The sequence below is a fragment of the Pseudomonas bubulae genome (genome assembly GCF_037023725.1).
GTDB lineage: Bacteria > Pseudomonadota > Gammaproteobacteria > Pseudomonadales > Pseudomonadaceae > Aquipseudomonas > Aquipseudomonas bubulae.
In genome coordinates this window covers 3,220,379-3,236,935 of sequence record NZ_CP146077.1, presented here as the reverse complement: position 1 = coordinate 3,236,935, position 16,557 = coordinate 3,220,379, and the positions used below count along the sequence as shown (strand labels likewise).

Below are 16,557 nucleotides of genomic sequence, written 5' to 3'. Positions count from 1 at the left end.
TCAGGCCGGCAACCAGAGCTTGAAGCGGGCGCCGCCCAGAGGCGATTGTTCTACATTCAGCGTCCCGCCCTGCGCTTGCAGGGCGCGACGACTGATCGCCAGGCCCAGGCCGAAGCCCCCGGTTGCCCGGTCGCGACTGCGATCCAGGCGGTAGAACGGCTCAAAAATTCGCTCGCGTTCCTGTTCGGGAATGCCGATGCCATCGTCATCTACCCACATCTCACAGCCTTGCGCAGTGACGCTTACACCCACCTGAATTCGTCGGTCGCAGTAACGCATGGCATTGCGCAACAGGTTTTGCAGCGCCCGGGCAGTCAAGTGCGGATCAAGGGCAAAACGCTCCTGCGCACCGTGTAACAACACATCCAGCACGATTTCGGGCGCCTCGAGCTCCTCATCGAAACTGCCGAGGATGCTGTCGATAAACTCGTCCAGCGAGACCTCTACCCTTTCCGGCATCAAGGCCGGGTTTTGCAGGCGGCTGAATGACAGCAGCTCAAGCACCAGCCCATCCAGTTCGCGAATATGCCCCACCAGCACTTGCAGGCGCTCACGGCTAGCCCGGGGCAAGTCGTCGCACAAAACCAGGGCCAGGCCGAAGTCCAGGCGCGTCAATGGCGTACGCAACTCGTGGGACACCGCATTGAGCAAGTCCCGCTGCTGGTTGAGCAGGTGCTCGACATCCTGCGCCATGGCGTCGAACACCGTGGCCAGCCCGTGAATATTGGAACGTTGGGAGATCTGCGTACGCTCGCTGAGTTGCCCCTGACCGATACGTGCCGCGGTCAGTTTGAGCCGCTCCAGGTCGCGCCAGTGCGGTCGCAGCCAAAGCAGCAAGCCACCGAGCATGGCGGCACCGATCAGTACGTTGATGCTCCAATACAGCACATTCATGTCAAAGGGGTCTGGCGGCATGACCCATTCGATTGCAACCTGATCGTCCAGCGGTGAAACCACCAGCGTACGCCAGCCCCACTCGCCAATGCGCAACACGCCCTGCCCCTGCTTCAACTGCTGTTGCTCGTCGGCAGTGAACTTGGCATCGCTAATGGGCAGCAGATTGACCCGTATCGGCTGGAACTGCGTGTCGATTTCTCGGGCGAGTTCGGGCCATTGCTCAGGGGGCAGATGATGGAACTGTTTGACCAGCAAGGCCTGCATGCCCCGCGACATGTCGATGTTGTAGTTCATGAAGCGCTCATGAAACAGCGACACGATCACCCCGGGGATCAGGTAACTGGCCGTGGCAAACGTCACGATGGTCACCAGATAAAGGCGTATCAGAATCTTGAGCATGGATTCAACATTCCCATTCCGAGCGACTGAACAGGTAGCCCTTGCCCCATACGGTCTTGATCTTGCGCGCTTCGCCGGCGCAGTCATCGAACTTGCGCCGCAGCTTGGAAATGGCCACATCGACCGAGCGATCAGTACCGTTGAACTCAATGCCACGCAGACGCTGCAGAATCTGGTCACGGCTCAGCACTTCGCCGGCATGCCGGGCCAGCACCACCAGCAGGTTGTACTCGCCGCTGGACAACTCGATCATCTGCCCGCGCCAACTGACGGTGCGTTCCGACAGGTCGATGCACAGGTTGCCGATAACGATACGGTCACTGGCTACTTGCGGCTCGGCCAGGCTGCTGCGACGCAAAAGAGTGCGTACCCGGGCCAACAACACCCGTGGCTCGCAAGGTTTTGTCACATAATCGTCGGCCCCCATCTCTAGCCCCAGCACCTGATCATGGCTATCGTCGCGGGCTGTCAACATCAGGATCGGCAGGCTTGCTGACTCGGTACGGAGCAAACGGCAGACTTGCAGGCCATCAAGGCCTGGCAACATCAGGTCAAGAATGACCAGGTCCGGCGGGTTGCTTCTCGCCCTGTCACAGACTTGATCACCTCGGGCAATCACGCTGACTTGATAGCCATTGCGCTCCAGATAGCTGGCAATCAGCTCCGAAAGTGCGGCATCGTCTTCGACCAGCAAAATAGTGGGCATAATAACTGCTTACAACCGGGGGAAACCCGAAGGATATACAACCTGGCAGGGATAGCCGCATAACCTTCACACTTTTTCACACTCCCTCTACATAGCTTCACAACGCCCCTTGCGTGCTGCGCTTAGCATGCCAAACAGAAACATCCCGCATATTTCAGAAGGCACGATCGTTGAAAAAGCTCTTCGCCCCTCTATTTCTCACGGCCCTGGCCCTGGCCATCAGTGCCTGTGACAAAAGTCCGGTCGCTGAAACCCGACCTCCTTTGGCCAAAGTGCGCAGCGAAGTCATCGCTACGGCGCCGCTGTCGGTCAATAACGAATTGAGCGGGCGCGTGGTCGCCCCGCGCGTGGCGCAAGTCAGTGCCCGTGTTGCAGGCGTGGTGCTCAAGCGCGTGTACATCGAAGGCAGTGAAGTCAAACAGGGCGACGTGCTGTTTTTGATCGACCCTGCACCGTTTCAGGCCGATCTGGACAGTGCTCAGGCAGCATTGCGCAAATCCGAGGCAGTGGCCCTGCAGGCAAAACTGCAGGACCAGCGGTATGCCGAGCTGATCGGCATCAATGCCATCAGCCGCCAGGATCATGACAACGCACGGGCAGCGGCCCAGCAGGCCAACGCCGATGTGGCTGCCAACAAGGCCGCCGTCCAGCGGGCAAAACTGAACCTGGGCTATGCCACCGTGACCGCGCCGATTTCCGGGCGCATTGGCCGGGCGCTGGTTACCGAAGGTGCACTGGTTGGCCAGGGCGAGGTCACGCCAATGGCGCGCATCCAGCAACTGAACCCGATCCATGTCGACCTCACCCAGTCCACCCGCGACCTGGACAACCTGCGTGAAGCTTTCCGCGCTGGCGAATTGCAACAAGTTGGCAAGCAACAGGCCAGGGCCACCCTGATTCGTGACAATGGCAGTCTCTACCCGTTGCCGGGCAAGCTGCTGTTCACCGACGTCACCGTGGACCCGAGCACCGGGCAGATCATTCTGCGCAGCGAGTTCCCCAACCCGGACTACGACCTGTTGCCCGGCAGCTTTGTGCGGGTACGCCTGGAACAGGCCGTCAACAAGGAAGGCATCAGCGTGCCGCAACGGGCAATCCTGCGCGACAGCGCCGGCATCGCCCAGGTGCTGCTGATCGATGCCGACAACCGCGTGCAGCTGCAACCGGTACAACTGGGCGGCGCGCAAAATGATCGCTGGGCGGTCACGTCGGGGCTCAAGGCCGGTGACCGGATTGTCACTGAAGGCCTGCAACACGCCCGCCCGGGCGAACAAGTACAAATAGATGACCCGACACTTCCTCTCGCACACTCCACGGATCGGTGAGCATGCCGCAGTTCTTTATCGACCGCCCGGTCTTTGCCTGGGTCGTTGCGTTGTTCATTATGCTGGCGGGGGCTTTGGCCATCCCGCAGCTGCCCGTCGCCAAATACCCCGATGTGGCACCGCCGCAGGTCGAGGTGTACGCGATTTATCCCGGCGCCTCGGCACAAACCCTGGACGAAAGCGTAGTCAGCCTGATCGAGCAGGAGCTCAACGGTACCGACGGCCTGCTCTATTTCGAATCCCAAAGCAGCCTGGGCAGTGCCAGCATTACCGCGACGTTCAAGCCCGGCACTGACCCGGAAATGGCCCAGGTGGATGTCCAGAACCGCCTTAAAGCGGTGGAGTCACGCCTGCCCCAGGCGGTTATCCAGCAAGGCTTGCAGGTGGAGAAGATCTCCTCGGGCTTTCTGATGCTGGTGACCCTGACCGCCGACAGCACCAGCACGCTGGACGAGGTCGCGCTAAGCGACTACCTGGCGCGCAACGTGATGAACGAGGTCAAGCGTATCGACGGCGTCGGCAAGGCCCAGCTGTATGGTGCCGAACGGGCCATGCGCATCTGGATCGACCCGCAGAAGCTGATCGGCTTCAACCTGACCCCGGCGGATGTCAACCAGGCCATTGCCAGCCAGAACGCCCAGGTATCAGCAGGCAGCATCGGCGACTTGCCGGGGCGTTCCACCCAGGAGATCACCGCGACCGTACTGGTCAAGGGCCAGCTCTCAACCCCGCAAGAGTTTGCCGATATTGTTCTGCGTGCCAACCCGGACGGTTCAACCGTGCGCGTCAGCGATGTGGCCCGGGTTGAGATCGGCAGCCAGGAATACCAGTACGGCACCCGCTTGAACGGCAAGTCGGCCAGCGCCTTCAGCGTCAAGCTGGCCCCGGAAGCCAACGCGTTGAATACCGGCAACCTGATTCGCGCCAAGATGGACGAGCTCAGCCGCTACTTCCCGGCCGGTGTCGAGTACACCATCCCCTATGACACCACGCCCTTTGTCAAAGTCTCGATTACCAAGGTCATCTACACCCTGGTCGAAGCCATGGTGCTGGTGTTTCTGGTGATGTACCTGTTCTTGCAGAACATTCGCTACACCCTGATCCCGACCCTGGTGGTGCCGGTGGCGCTGATGGGCACGTTCGCCACGATGCTGGTGCTGGGATTCTCGATCAACGTCCTGACCATGTTCGGCATGGTGTTGGCCATCGGTATTCTGGTGGACGATGCCATTGTGGTGGTGGAGAACGTCGAGCGGATCATGGTCAGCGAGGGGTTGTCGCCCCGCGAGGCCACACGCAAGGCGATGACCCAGATCAGCGGCGCGATTGTCGGCATCACCCTGGTGCTGGTGGCCGTGTTTATTCCGATGGCATTCATGCCGGGCTCGGTGGGGGTTATTTACCAGCAGTTCTCGCTGTCGATGGCGACCTCGATTCTGTTCTCGGCATTTCTGGCCCTGTCATTGACCCCGGCGCTGTGCGCAACCCTGCTCAAGCCGATAGCCAAGGGCGAGCATCACGCCAAGGGCGGGTTTTTTGGCTGGTTCAACCGCAAGTTCGAGCACCTGAGCGCAGGTTATGAAAACTGGGTGGTGCATCTGATCAAGCGCAGCGGCCGCTATCTGCTGCTATATGGTGCTTTGCTGGTGGTTCTGGTGTTGTGCTTTGCTCGCCTGCCCTCGTCTTTTTTACCGGTCGAGGATCAGGGTTACATCATCACCGATATCCAGTTGCCACCCGGTGCCAGCCAGAACCGCACAATCAACGTGGTCGAGCAGATCGAGGCCCACAACGCCAGCGAGACCGGCGTGGGCAACACCACGATGATTCTGGGTTTCAGCTTCTCGGGCAGCGGGCAAAACGCGGCACTGGCCTTCACCACCCTGAAGGACTGGTCGCAACGCGGCGCCAAAGACTCGGCGTCTGCCATCGCCGATCGGGCCAACGCTGCCTTCAGTGAAATCAAGGACGCGATTGCCTTTGCCATCTTGCCACCCCCGGTCAGCGGCCTGGGTACGTCCAGTGGTTTTGAGTTCCGCCTGCAAGACCGCGGCGGGGTCGGTTATGACGCCTTGATGCAAGCCCGCAGCGAACTGCTGGCACTGGCGGAAAAAAGCCCGGTGCTGGCCAATGTCCGCGAAGAAGCACTGGCAGAGAGCCCGCAAGTGCAGCTGGAGGTCGATCGCAAGCGCGCCAATGCGCTGGGCATCTCCTTTGCAGACATCGGCGCAGTGCTGTCTACCGCCGTAGGGTCGGCCTATATCAACGATTTTCCGAACCAGGGGCGCATGCAGCGGGTCGTGGTGCAGGCTGAAGGCGACCAGCGCAGCCAGGTCGAAGACTTGCTGAAAATCAATGTGCGCAACGACCAGGGCAAGATGGTACCGCTCTCGGCCTTTGTCGAGGCCCGCTGGATCCAGGGGCCATCGCAGTTGACCCGCTACAACGGTTACCCGGCGATCAGCATCTCCGGCGAGTCGGCTGCCGGCCACAGCACCGGCGAGGCGATGGTAGAAGTGCAGCGTCTGGTCGACCAGTTGCCTGCAGGTCTGGGTCTGGAATGGACCGGCCTGTCCTTGCAGGAGCAGGTTTCCGGGGCGCAGGCACCGGTTCTGCTGGCCTTGTCGCTGCTGATCGTGTTCCTGTGCCTGGCAGCGTTGTACGAGAGCTGGTCGATACCGACTGCGGTTTTGCTCGTAGTGCCATTGGGCGTCCTGGGCGCCGTGCTGGCAGTCACGCTGCGCGGGATGCCCAATGACGTATTCTTCAAAGTAGGCCTGATTACGATTATTGGTTTGTCCGCGAAGAACGCCATCTTGATCATCGAGTTTGCCAAGACGCTGTACGACGAAGGCCATGATCTGGTGGACGCTACCGTGCAAGCCGCCCGCCTTCGTCTACGGCCGATTGTCATGACATCGCTGGCGTTTATCCTCGGTGTAGTGCCACTGGCCATTGCCACGGGGGCCAGCTCGGCCAGCCAGCAGGCCATCGGTACGGGGGTGATTGGCGGCATGATCGTCGCCACCCTGGCAGTGGTATTTGTGCCAGTATTCTTCGTTGTTGTAATGAAACTGACAAGAAGTAAACCTCGTCAGCGTTAAGCCAGCGCGCTGCGTGCTAAGGTGCTGTATTAACTGGTAACAGGGATTGTTTATGCCGCACCTTGCCCGCACCCATCCTCGCCTTACTGTCGCCACCCTGATCGGGGTGGCAGTAGGCATCTTTGCTCCAGCCTCCACTCTGACCAGCAAATTCCTGCTGGGCTGGAATGCCGGTGTCTGGCTGTATCTGGCAATGACGCTCTGGCTGGTGATCCGTTCCAAAGCCAGTGACGTGAAAAGTACAGCCGAAGTGGAAGATGAAAACGCCAGTATGGTGTTGATCACCGTGTGCATTGCTTCGATTGCCAGTCTGGCTGCCGTTACCCTTGAACTGTCAGGCAGCAAGCTCAGCGATGACGATCGCCTGATGCATTACGGTTTTACCGGGCTGACGGTGGTGGGTTCGTGGTTGATGATCGGGGTGATTTTCAGCCTGCATTACGCGAGACTGTTCTATAACAACGAAGGAACCGAGCCGGCGTTGCGCTTCCCTGAAGGGGAACTGAACCCGGACTACTGGGACTTTATGTACTTCTCTTTCACCCTCAGTGTTGCGGTACAAACAGCTGATGTGAGTATCGCTACCCGAGAAATGCGCAAGGCGGTGCTGGGGCATTCACTGCTGGGGTTTTTGTTCAACACGGCCGTGCTGGGGTTTTCGATCAATATTGCGGCGGGATTGTTTTAACCGGGCAGTTCAAAGCCCCCCTCCCTTTGGGAGAGGGGCTTTTAGTCAGCAACTCTGTTAGTCAGCGCTCAATACGCCACGACGTACCTGGTCGCGCTCGATGGATTCGAACAACGCTTTAAAGTTGCCCTCACCAAAACCGTCATCACCCTTACGCTGAATAAACTCAAAGAACACCGGCCCCATCAGGGTTTCCGAGAAGATCTGCAGCAGCAGACGCTTGTCATCCGAGTCAGAGGAACCGTCCAGCAATATGCCACGCGATTGCAGGGCTTCAACCGGCTCGCCGTGATTCGGCAGACGCCCTTCCAGCATTTCGTAGTAGGTCTCAGGCGGTGCCGTCATAAAGCGCATGCCGATTTTTTTCAGGGCGTCCCAGGTTTTGATCAAGTCATCGCTGAGGAAAGCCACGTGCTGAATGCCTTCGCCATTGAACTGCATCAGGAATTCTTCGATCTGGCCTGCGCCCTTGGACGACTCTTCGTTCAAGGGAATGCGGATCATGCCGTCCGGAGCGGTCATGGCCTTGGAAGTGAGGCCGGTGTATTCGCCCTTGATGTCGAAATAACGAATTTCACGGAAGTTGAACAGCTTCTCGTAGAAGTTGGCCCAGTAAGCCATACGCCCGCGATACACGTTATGGGTCAGGTGATCGATGATCTTGAGCCCGGCACCTACCGGGTGGCGGTCTACACCTTCGATAAAGACAAAGTCGATATCGTAAATCGAACTGCCTTCACCGTAACGATCAATCAGATACAGCGGCGCGCCGCCAATGCCTTTAATGGCTGGCAGGTTCAGCTCCATTGGCCCTGTAGGGATATGCACTGGTTGTGCGCCAAGTTCCAGCGCGCGGTTGTAGGCTTGTTGCGCATTGCGCACGCGAAAAGCCATGCCACAAACCGAAGGACCGTGTTCCGCCGCGAAGTAGGACGCAACACTGTGGGGCTCATTGTTGAGGATCAGATTGATATCGCCCTGGCGATACAAGTGCACGTCCTTGGAGCGATGGGTTGCTACCTTGGTGAAGCCCATGATTTCAAATACAGGCTCAAGGGTATTGGGTACAGGGGACGCGAATTCGATGAATTCAAAGCCCATCAGGCCCATCGGGTTTTCGTATAGATCAGCCATTTTTGGCGCCTCATCATGGTCATTTTTAGAATTAACAGAGGTTATTTGCTAAGAATGCGGATGCTGGCAGGAGGCGCACAGGAGATCCCGCGTACACTGCGCGCGAGAAAATCACCGTAGATCAATTGCAACCCGAATCGCTTCATTTCGATCCATCTCTTACGCGGTAGGGCTTCTGCTCGCAGAAGTCGTTATTCTTGTATGCGTAAGCCGATTCTACATGGCGTAATCATATTTGTCCTACGCCATATGAAATTGCCCTGTGTGCGGCGCATGCCTTTACTATTGTTCTGTCAGTTTGCACCCAAGCCATCCCCACGCGTTACCAGGATCCTGCATGCCACTCACTCTGAAGCTGAGCCGAAAATGGACTGATCGCTACGCCCTGATTGTACTTAGCGGCTTGTTGCCAGTAGTACTGGGGGTTCTGATCATTGTCTGGCAGGCCAACCGGTCACTCAAACAGGAGACCACACAAACCGCCCAAGAGGCAGTGCGTCAGTTTGACTTGATGCTCGACAATGCAAAGCTTGCTGCCGATGTCGTCTTGCCGCTGGCAGGCCAGGACTGCGAGCACGTTGAACTGGCCTTGCGCGATCAGGTCACGCGCCGACCCTTCGTGCGTTCGGTTAACCTGGTGTGGGACAACCAGATTTACTGCACTTCTTTATTTGGCAATTTCAAAGAAGCCGTAACCCCCGAAAACTATGCGGGTGGTGTGTTGTGGCTGATGCCAGGCACGCTGGTGACACCCAATGACCCCGTCCTGGTTTATCGGCAAAACCAGGAAAAGCGCGGCGTGCTGATCAGCCTGTACGGTTTTCATCTGGTTAACGTTTTAGGGCTGATCAATCAGAAAACCCAATTACTGATAGAAGTTGGCAATGTATGGATTGATCGCTATGGCCTGGTGCGCAACACACCGTCACCTCATCTGCCCGTAGCTCAAGCAACAGTACCTTCAACTGATTACCCCTACCGCGTAGTCGCCGGGTTTAATGAGGGTGAAATCTGGCGCTATGTCGCCTCGCAATACCCGGGCTTGATGGCTTTATTTATGTTCCTCGGGGTTATTTCTGCGGCGACAGTTCATCAACTCAAAAAACGCGCCACCTCCCCCACCCATGAACTGCAGCGAGCCCTGGACGCTGCCGAATTTATTCCTTACTTGCAGCCGGTTGTAAGGGGCGACACCAAACAATGGGCCGGCGCCGAAGTATTGATGCGCTGGCAACACCCTAAAGAAGGGCTGGTTCGTCCCGATCTGTTTATCCCGTTCGCAGAACATTCGGGATTGATTGTGCCGATGACGCGCTCGCTGATGGAACAAACCGCACTCTTGCTGGCCCCTCATGCCAATAGCATGGAGCGCGGGTTTCACCTGGCATTCAATATTACCGCTCATCATTGCCAGAATCTCGAGTTGGTAGAGGACTGCCGGCGCTTTCTCGAAGCGTTCCCGCCAGGGCATATCAATCTTGTACTGGAACTTACCGAGCGCGAGTTGATCGTACCGAGCACCACAACCCATCAATTGTTTAGCCAGTTGCACGCACTGGGGGTCATGATTGCCATTGATGACTTTGGCACCGGCCATTCCAGCTTGAGTTACTTGCGCGAGTTCAACGTTGATTACTTGAAAATCGATCAGAGCTTTGTCGCCATGATCGGCGCCGATGCATTATCCGGGCATATTCTGGAGAGCATTATTGAACTAAGCGCCAAGCTGGACCTGGGCATTGTCGCCGAAGGCGTAGAAACACAAGAGCAAAGCCAGTACCTGGCCGACCATGGGGTTGATTTTTTGCAGGGCTATTTATTTGCCCGGCCAATGCAACCGGTCGACTTTATCCGGGCTTTGCAGGCACAGTTAACGACCACTTAATAATAAACAGCCGTGCAGTTTAAAAACTTTTTTCAAACTGCCCCGCGCGGGACTTGGCAGCACAAGAATTAACAACTACAATTTTTTTGTCGCGACACGAACTTTAAATGATTGCATCAACAGGCGTGCCGACCAGGAGCAACCCCCTTGGACGCACGCACTGTAAATCTTGTGTATTCCAAACCAAACATCATTAATTCGCCTCGGTCACGTACCACCGAAGCTGTGAATGGAGTAATGACTTTGTCTAGACTTGCTGAGTTTCGCGCTGCTGAAAAAGCGCTACAAGAACAGCTGGCTCAATTGGAAGCCTTGAAAAATGATGCCGGACTTAAAAAAGAAATCGAGTTCGAAGAAAAACTTCAAGCCTTGATGAAAACCTACGGTAAAAATCTTCGGGACATCATCGCCATCCTTGACCCCAACCCTGCGGCGTCAAAAGGGGCATCTGCGCCCAAGCAGCGCAAGGCGCGGGTGCTTAAGGTCTATCAGAATCCGCACACCGGCGAGCTGATAGAAACCAAAGGCGGCAACCACCGCGGTTTGAAAGCCTGGAAAGAAGAATACGGCGCAGCCACCGTGGATACCTGGCTTCGTGCATAAAGCCCGTGCACACTCTAAGCCCTGCCTGTGCAGGGCTTTTTTATCCGCACAACTTTTAAAGCTGTTTAACTAAAAGGTTCAACTTGATTCAACTTTGCTTAATCTTGGGCGGATGTTTAATGCACCACATGAAGGTGCCAGCCAGAAAAGGCACTGCCCACTTCCGTCGTTGAATATGCCTGCATCAATAACTGCCCCGCCCGTGCGCCAACACTCAACTGACTACGGCTAAAACAGTAATACCGAGTAGGAATTATCCTGTTGTGACATCCATGCGTCCAAAAGACCGTGAACACGCCGGCGCTTCACAATTTTTTCACATCGCGGGTCACAGGATAGAGGCTGCTAAAGGACTAGCGCCCCATGCCCGCTTCGGCGGGCTTCTTTTTGCCCGTGATTTGCCCCGCAACCCAACTGCCTCCCTGCCGCAGACCGCTTGCGCCCTGAAAACGGGTTTGGCGCCAGACGTCACATTCCGTATCATTCGCCCATCACGCTCAACGTAGCGACCGATCACCTATGCCTTATTTTCGGAGGGTTCATGAGCCTGCAAGACCTGAACAACATTCCCGGCGTCACTGCTTCCCCGGATAGCGCAACGCACAACTTCGTTTTCAACCACACCATGCTGCGCGTCAAGAACATCGAGAAATCCCTGGATTTCTATACCCGCGTCCTGGGTTTCTCGCTGGTTGAGAAGCGCGACTTCCCTGAAGCCGAGTTCAGCCTGTACTTTCTGGCCCTGGTGGACAAGGCGCAGATCCCGGCAGACGACGCAGCCCGTACACTGTGGATGAAGTCCATCCCCGGCATCCTGGAGCTGACCCATAACCACGGTTCAGAAACCGATGACAGCGTGGTCTACCACAACGGCAACACCGACCCGCGCGGCTTTGGCCATATCTGCATTTCGGTACCGGATATTCGTGCTGCCTGCGAGCGCTTTGAAGCTCTGAATGTGGACTTCCAGAAGCGCCTGAACGATGGGCGCATGAAATCCCTGGCATTCGTCAAGGACCCGGACGGTTACTGGGTCGAAATCATCCAGCCACAACCGATGTAAAAATCGAACGAAAAAAAACCCCATGACTGCTCATGGGGTTTTTTGTTTGCGCCCGGTTATTCCGGCGCTGAAGAACGGATCAAGTGATCAAAGGCGCTCAGTGAGGCTTTGGCGCCCTCGCCCACTGCAATCACGATCTGCTTGTATGGCACGGTGGTCACGTCACCGGCGGCAAAAATGCCGGGGATCGAGGTTTCACCGCGGGCATCGACAACGATCTCGCCGCGGGGCGAAAGCTCGACAGTACCCTTGAGCCAGTCAGTGTTTGGCAACAGGCCGATCTGTACAAAGATCCCTTCCAGTTCGACCGTATGAACTTCACCGGACTGACGATCCTTGTAGCGCAGGCCGTTCACTTTCTGGCCGTCACCGGTGACCTCGGTGGTCTGTGCATTGGTGATGACCTTCACGTTTGGCAAACTGTGCAGCTTGCGTTGCAACACGGCATCGGCACGCAGTTTGGTATCGAACTCCAGCAGGGTGACATGCGCCACAATACCCGCCAGGTCAATGGCTGCTTCGACGCCAGAGTTGCCGCCGCCGATTACCGCGACGCGCTTGCCCTTGAACAGCGGACCGTCGCAGTGCGGGCAGTAAGCCACGCCACGGCTACGGTATTCCTGCTCGCCGGGCACGTTCATTTCACGCCAGCGCGCACCGGTGGCCAGAATTACGGTCTTGGCCTTGAGCGAAGCGCCGCTGGCAAACTTCACCTCGTGCAACTCACCTGCCTTGCCGGCAATCAGCTTGTCGGCACGCTGCAGGTTCATGATATCGACGTCGTATTGCTTGACGTGCTCCTCAAGTGCAGTGGCGAGCTTTGGCCCTTCAGTTTCCTGAACCGAGATAAAGTTCTCGATGGCCATGGTGTCCAGCACCTGACCGCCGAAGCGCTCGGCAGCCACACCAGTACGGATGCCTTTGCGGGCAGCATAGATCGCCGCGGCAGCACCGGCCGGGCCGCCGCCGATCACCAGCACGTCAAAAGCTTCCTTGGCGCTGATTTTTTCGGCCTGACGCTCAATTGCACTGGTGTCCAGCTTGCCCAGAATCTCTTCCAGGCCCATGCGGCCCTGACCAAAGTTGACACCGTTAAGGTAAACGCTGGGTACCGCCATCACTTGACGCTCGGTCACTTCGTCCTGGAACAGGGCACCGTCAATCGCCACATGGTGAATGTTCGGGTTAAGCACTGCCATCAGGTTCAGCGCCTGCACAACGTCAGGGCAGTTCTGGCAGGACAGCGAGAAATAGGTCTCGAAGTTGAACTCGCCTTTAAGGGAGCGAATCTGTTCAATTACTTCGGCACTGGCTTTCGATGGGTGGCCGCCTACTTGCAGCAAGGCCAACACCAGCGAAGTAAATTCGTGGCCCATCGGAATGCCTGCAAAACGCAGGCTGATATCGCCGCCCGGGCGGTTCAGCGAAAACGAAGGCTTGCGCACATCGTTACCGTTATCCAGCAGGGTGATCATGCTGGAAAGGCTGGCGATTTCTTTTAACAGGTCATGCATTTCACGGGATTTCGCACCGTCGTCGAGAGAGGCAACAATCTCGATCGGCTGCGTGACCCGCTCCAGGTATGACTTCAACTGAGCTTTTAGATTGGCGTCCAACATACGGGCGATCTCCTTTGAACATGAATTTTTTACAAAAAAACGCCCGAGCGAATCTCGCCCGGGCGTTTTGAGGGCGATGCGGCTTACAACTCAGGTGCGGATCACCGCCCTTGGCTGGTTCACGGCCTTAGATCTTGCCAACCAGGTCCAGCGATGGAGCCAAGGTGGACTCACCTTCTTTCCATTTGGCAGGGCACACTTCGCCCGGGTGAGCAGCAACGTACTGAGCGGCCTTGATTTTGCGCAGCAGCTCGGAAGCGTCACGGCCAACACCGCCATCGTTCAGCTCGACGATCTTGATCTGACCTTCAGGGTTGATCACGAAAGTGCCGCGATCAGCCAGGCCTGCTTCTTCGATCAGTACGTCGAAGTTGCGGGAGATGGTCAGCGTAGGGTCGCCGATCATGGTGTACTGGATTTTGCCGATGGCTGGCGAAGTGTTGTGCCAGGCAGCGTGGGCAAAGTGGGTGTCAGTCGACACGCTGTAGATTTCCACGCCGAGTTTTTTGAACTCTTCGTAGTTGTCAGCCAGGTCTTCCAGTTCGGTTGGGCAAACGAAGGTGAAGTCGGCCGGGTAGAAGAACACCACCGACCACTTGCCTTTCAGGTCAGCGTCCGACACTTCCACGAAGCTGCCGTTTTTGTAGGCAGTTGCTTTGAATGGTTTAACTTGGCTGTTGATGATAGGCATCGTTGACTCTCCGTCAGGGTTGAAAAGTTGATGGGGTGAATCCTAACAACACATTTCGTATCTGGCTCATTGGCAAAGCTGATGCTGACGATTGGTTTTAGCTATCAGGCGTACCTATAAATAGCCGAAAACTAAATATGATCCACCTGAACAGGTTTCAACTTGATGTCGATCAGTTGCCGATGTTTTTTTGCGCGGTGATGCTCATCCCGGTAAACGGGGTGGCTTCAACATAGCGCATGGCTGACTTTATGTCTTTCCAGCCGACGTAATTCATCAGTGACTTCAAGTCCCAGCCACTTTGATGGGCCCATGTCGCAAAACCGCGACGCAGGGAGTGACTGGTGTATTGCTCGGCCGCAATGCCCGCACGCTCCAGCGCCTGGCGCAGCAACGGGATCACACTGTTGGCGTGCAAGCCCTCCTCCCCCAGGTTGCCCCAGCGATCGATTCCGCGGAACACCGGGCCGCGGACCAACGCCGCGGTATTGAGCCATTCGATATAGGCGCGCACCGGGCACAGTCGCAGCAGGGCCGGGGTCTGAAAGGTTTTGCCGAGGTTGTCGCGGTCACTTTTGCTGCGTGGCAGATACAAGGTAATGCCTGCCCCCTCTACAGCCTGTACATGCTCGACTTGCAGGCGGCACAACTCATCACTGCGGAATCCGCGCCAGAAACCGAGCAGGATCAGGGCGGCGTCACGCCTTGCGCGCAGCAGCCCCGGCTGATCACCACTGGCTTGCGCCGCCAGGGCCTCAGCCTCCAACCACTCGACCACCTGTTCAAGATGCTGCAATTGCAGCGGTGCCGCCTGCTTCTCCTGCACGGGATGCAGTGCCCGAATGCCCTTGAATACCTTGCGCACCATCGGCGCCTTGGTCGGGTCGGCAAACCCCTGACTGTTGTGCCACTGGGCAATCGCTGACAGGCGCAGCTTGAGGGTGTTGATCGACAATTGCCCGGCATGAGCCACCAGATAACGCGCCACGCTATCGCTGGTGGCCGGCAGAAACCCGCCCCAGGTCACTTCGAAGTGCTCAATGGCCGCCCGATAACTGCGGCGGGTGTTGTCGCGGGTCGCGGCGTTCAGGTAGCGATCCAGCTCGCTCATGGGCAGTTCTCTTGTGTGGCGTACCGAAAACAGGCCTTAAAAGCAGTTTTAAGGCTCTGGCACGGGATAATACCAGTATATCCCGTCTTATTTTTCATTAAATAACATCAATAAAATGTGCTAATCTAGTATGTAATTACATGATACATACCACAGTACATAATCGTAGGAGATGACCATGGCCCGTGGCGGCGTAAACAAGGCAGTGGTGCAAATTGCACGCACCGCGATCCTGGCTCGAGGCGAACACCCGAGCATTGATGCGGTACGTATCGAGATGGGCAATACCGGGTCGAAAACCACGATCCATCGCTATCTAAAGGAACTGGACGAAGTTGATTCGCGCCGCGGCGTGCCTCGTGAGCAAATCGATGATGAGCTGACTGAGCTGGTTGCCCGCCTCGCCCAGCGCCTGCAGGAGCAGGCACAAGAGCCCATTGACCGGGCTCAGGCGCATTACGAACAGCTCAAAGTGCAACTGCAGGCGCAGTTGAACGAAGCACAGGAGGCCCGGGCTCAGCTGGAACAGCAGCTGGAGATTCAGGGCACAGCACTGCAGCAGGAAAGCGCCAGTCTCGACGCCACCCGCTCCATGCTGCAAACCGAGCAGACCCGCAATGCCGCCCTGAACCAGGCGTGCAGCGACTTTGACCTGCGCCTCAAGGACCGTGACGAGCAGATCCGCTCGCTGGAAGAGAAGCACCTGCATGCCCGCGATGCGCTGGAGCACTATCGCAGCGCGACCAAGGAACAGCGCGAGCAGGATCAGCGCCGTCATGAAGGCCAGTTGCAGCAGGTGCAAATGGAACTGCGTCAGGCCCAGCAAAGTGCATTGGTACGCCAGGATGAAATCACCCAGCTGCATCGCGACAATGAGCGCGTACTGAGCGAGAGCCGCGCACTGGGCAAGGAACTGAACCAGGCCAATGACCTGCAGCACAAGCTGGGCAACCAGAATACGCAGCTCAACACCCAACTCAGTCAACTGCAAAGTGAACGCACCCTGCTTCAAGAGCGCCTGCGCGTAGCCACGCAGGAAAGTGAAGGCTTGAAACAGGCCCACGCACAGATCCAGGAAAGCCACGCAGCCCTTTCCTTGCGCGCCATAAAGGCTGAAACCGCACTGGAAAGCCTGCAGGAGCTAAAGAAGGATGCTGAACAAAGCGTGCTCACCAAAGACCAGTAGAACTACCTGACTCGATCCAGGCCCGCTCCCGCAAAAGCTGAATAGACACCCCCATCTTCGTTCAGCAATCGTTCAGCAAATGCAATCGATTCTTGTTTGGCAATACGTATCAGTATGTTACAAATTAGCACCCTAACTAATTTGCG

Annotated in this window: 13 protein-coding genes; 7 read left to right on the top strand and 6 right to left on the bottom strand. The window is 57.0% G+C overall.

Annotated features, from left to right (window positions below):
* Both V6L81_RS14740 and V6L81_RS14735 read right to left on the bottom strand, forming a co-directional pair.
* Positions 1–1,296, bottom strand: a complete 1,296-nt coding sequence (locus V6L81_RS14740) for an ATP-binding protein (protein ID WP_095019187.1) — start codon at positions 1,294–1,296, stop codon at positions 1–3.
* Between the two features lie 4 nt (positions 1,297–1,300).
* On the bottom strand, positions 1,301–2,002 hold the full coding sequence (locus tag V6L81_RS14735; protein WP_095000260.1) for a response regulator transcription factor: 702 nt from the start codon (positions 2,000–2,002) through the stop codon (positions 1,301–1,303).
* 170 nt (positions 2,003–2,172) lie between these two features.
* On the opposite strand from V6L81_RS14735, the gene V6L81_RS14730 reads away from it, so the two are divergent.
* The 3 genes from V6L81_RS14730 to V6L81_RS14720 are packed head-to-tail and all read left to right on the top strand — an operon-like array spanning position 2,173 to position 7,119.
* The gene (locus V6L81_RS14730) at positions 2,173–3,327 is read left to right on the top strand and encodes an efflux RND transporter periplasmic adaptor subunit (RefSeq protein ID WP_095000261.1); all 1,155 of its coding nucleotides are present in this window, start codon (positions 2,173–2,175) and stop codon (positions 3,325–3,327) included.
* 2 nt (positions 3,328–3,329) lie between these two features.
* Positions 3,330–6,431 (top strand): efflux RND transporter permease subunit, encoded by a 3,102-nt coding sequence (locus V6L81_RS14725; protein WP_095000262.1) that lies wholly within the window; start codon positions 3,330–3,332, stop codon positions 6,429–6,431.
* A gap of 52 nt (positions 6,432–6,483) precedes the next feature.
* Positions 6,484–7,119 carry a DUF1345 domain-containing protein gene (locus V6L81_RS14720; RefSeq protein WP_095000263.1) on the top strand — a complete coding sequence of 212 codons (636 nt, stop codon included), beginning with the start codon at positions 6,484–6,486 and terminating at the stop codon, positions 7,117–7,119.
* Between the two features lie 57 nt (positions 7,120–7,176).
* Here the strand turns inward: V6L81_RS14720 and hppD are convergent, their stop codons facing one another.
* Entirely contained in the window at positions 7,177–8,253 is a 1,077-nt protein-coding gene (gene hppD, locus V6L81_RS14715) for a 4-hydroxyphenylpyruvate dioxygenase (RefSeq protein ID WP_095000264.1), read from the bottom strand.
* 337 nt (positions 8,254–8,590) lie between these two features.
* On the opposite strand from hppD, the gene V6L81_RS14710 reads away from it, so the two are divergent.
* From V6L81_RS14710 to gloA, 3 genes are all read left to right on the top strand, one after another.
* On the top strand, positions 8,591–10,138 hold the full coding sequence (locus V6L81_RS14710) for an EAL domain-containing protein (RefSeq protein WP_138737997.1): 1,548 nt from the start codon (positions 8,591–8,593) through the stop codon (positions 10,136–10,138).
* 243 nt (positions 10,139–10,381) lie between these two features.
* On the top strand, positions 10,382–10,741 hold the full coding sequence (locus tag V6L81_RS14705; RefSeq protein WP_095019215.1) for a histone-like nucleoid-structuring protein, MvaT/MvaU family: 360 nt from the start codon (positions 10,382–10,384) through the stop codon (positions 10,739–10,741).
* Positions 10,742–11,282: 541 nt separating this feature from the next.
* Positions 11,283–11,804, top strand: coding sequence for a lactoylglutathione lyase (gene gloA / locus V6L81_RS14700; RefSeq protein ID WP_095019190.1), 522 nt, complete (start codon positions 11,283–11,285; stop codon positions 11,802–11,804).
* A 56-nt stretch (positions 11,805–11,860) separates the two neighbouring features.
* Here the strand turns inward: gloA and ahpF are convergent, their stop codons facing one another.
* From ahpF to V6L81_RS14685, 3 genes are all read right to left on the bottom strand, one after another.
* Positions 11,861–13,423, bottom strand: a complete 1,563-nt coding sequence (gene ahpF / locus V6L81_RS14695) for an alkyl hydroperoxide reductase subunit F (RefSeq protein ID WP_095000267.1) — start codon at positions 13,421–13,423, stop codon at positions 11,861–11,863.
* Positions 13,424–13,550: 127 nt separating this feature from the next.
* A complete protein-coding gene (gene ahpC / locus V6L81_RS14690) occupies positions 13,551–14,114 on the bottom strand; it encodes an alkyl hydroperoxide reductase subunit C (protein ID WP_016780891.1) in 564 nt (187 codons plus the stop codon).
* Positions 14,115–14,286: 172 nt separating this feature from the next.
* Complete coding sequence (locus V6L81_RS14685) at positions 14,287–15,225, bottom strand: site-specific integrase (protein ID WP_095000268.1); 939 nt, start codon at positions 15,223–15,225, stop codon at positions 14,287–14,289.
* Between the two features lie 178 nt (positions 15,226–15,403).
* Between V6L81_RS14685 and V6L81_RS14680 the strand changes: the two genes are divergently transcribed.
* The gene (locus V6L81_RS14680) at positions 15,404–16,411 is read left to right on the top strand and encodes a DNA-binding protein (RefSeq protein ID WP_095000269.1); all 1,008 of its coding nucleotides are present in this window, start codon (positions 15,404–15,406) and stop codon (positions 16,409–16,411) included.
* Positions 16,412–16,557 lie beyond the last annotated feature (146 nt).

What these genes read in the sequence shown, in the direction of transcription:
- V6L81_RS14680 (WP_095000269.1), top strand. Translation starts at nt 15,404, where the DNA reads ATGGCCCGTGGCGGCGTAAACAAGGCAGTGGTGCAAATTGCACGCACC.
- V6L81_RS14710 (WP_138737997.1), top strand. Translation starts at nt 8,591, where the DNA reads ATGCCACTCACTCTGAAGCTGAGCCGAAAATGGACTGATCGCTACGCC.
- ahpF (WP_095000267.1), bottom strand. Translation starts at nt 13,423, where the DNA reads ATGTTGGACGCCAATCTAAAAGCTCAGTTGAAGTCATACCTGGAGCGG.
- gloA (WP_095019190.1), top strand. Translation starts at nt 11,283, where the DNA reads ATGAGCCTGCAAGACCTGAACAACATTCCCGGCGTCACTGCTTCCCCG.
- V6L81_RS14735 (WP_095000260.1), bottom strand. Translation starts at nt 2,002, where the DNA reads ATGCCCACTATTTTGCTGGTCGAAGACGATGCCGCACTTTCGGAGCTG.
- V6L81_RS14725 (WP_095000262.1), top strand. Translation starts at nt 3,330, where the DNA reads ATGCCGCAGTTCTTTATCGACCGCCCGGTCTTTGCCTGGGTCGTTGCG.
- V6L81_RS14740 (WP_095019187.1), bottom strand. Translation starts at nt 1,296, where the DNA reads ATGCTCAAGATTCTGATACGCCTTTATCTGGTGACCATCGTGACGTTT.
- V6L81_RS14720 (WP_095000263.1), top strand. Translation starts at nt 6,484, where the DNA reads ATGCCGCACCTTGCCCGCACCCATCCTCGCCTTACTGTCGCCACCCTG.
- V6L81_RS14685 (WP_095000268.1), bottom strand. Translation starts at nt 15,225, where the DNA reads ATGAGCGAGCTGGATCGCTACCTGAACGCCGCGACCCGCGACAACACC.
- hppD (WP_095000264.1), bottom strand. Translation starts at nt 8,253, where the DNA reads ATGGCTGATCTATACGAAAACCCGATGGGCCTGATGGGCTTTGAATTC.
- ahpC (WP_016780891.1), bottom strand. Translation starts at nt 14,114, where the DNA reads ATGCCTATCATCAACAGCCAAGTTAAACCATTCAAAGCAACTGCCTAC.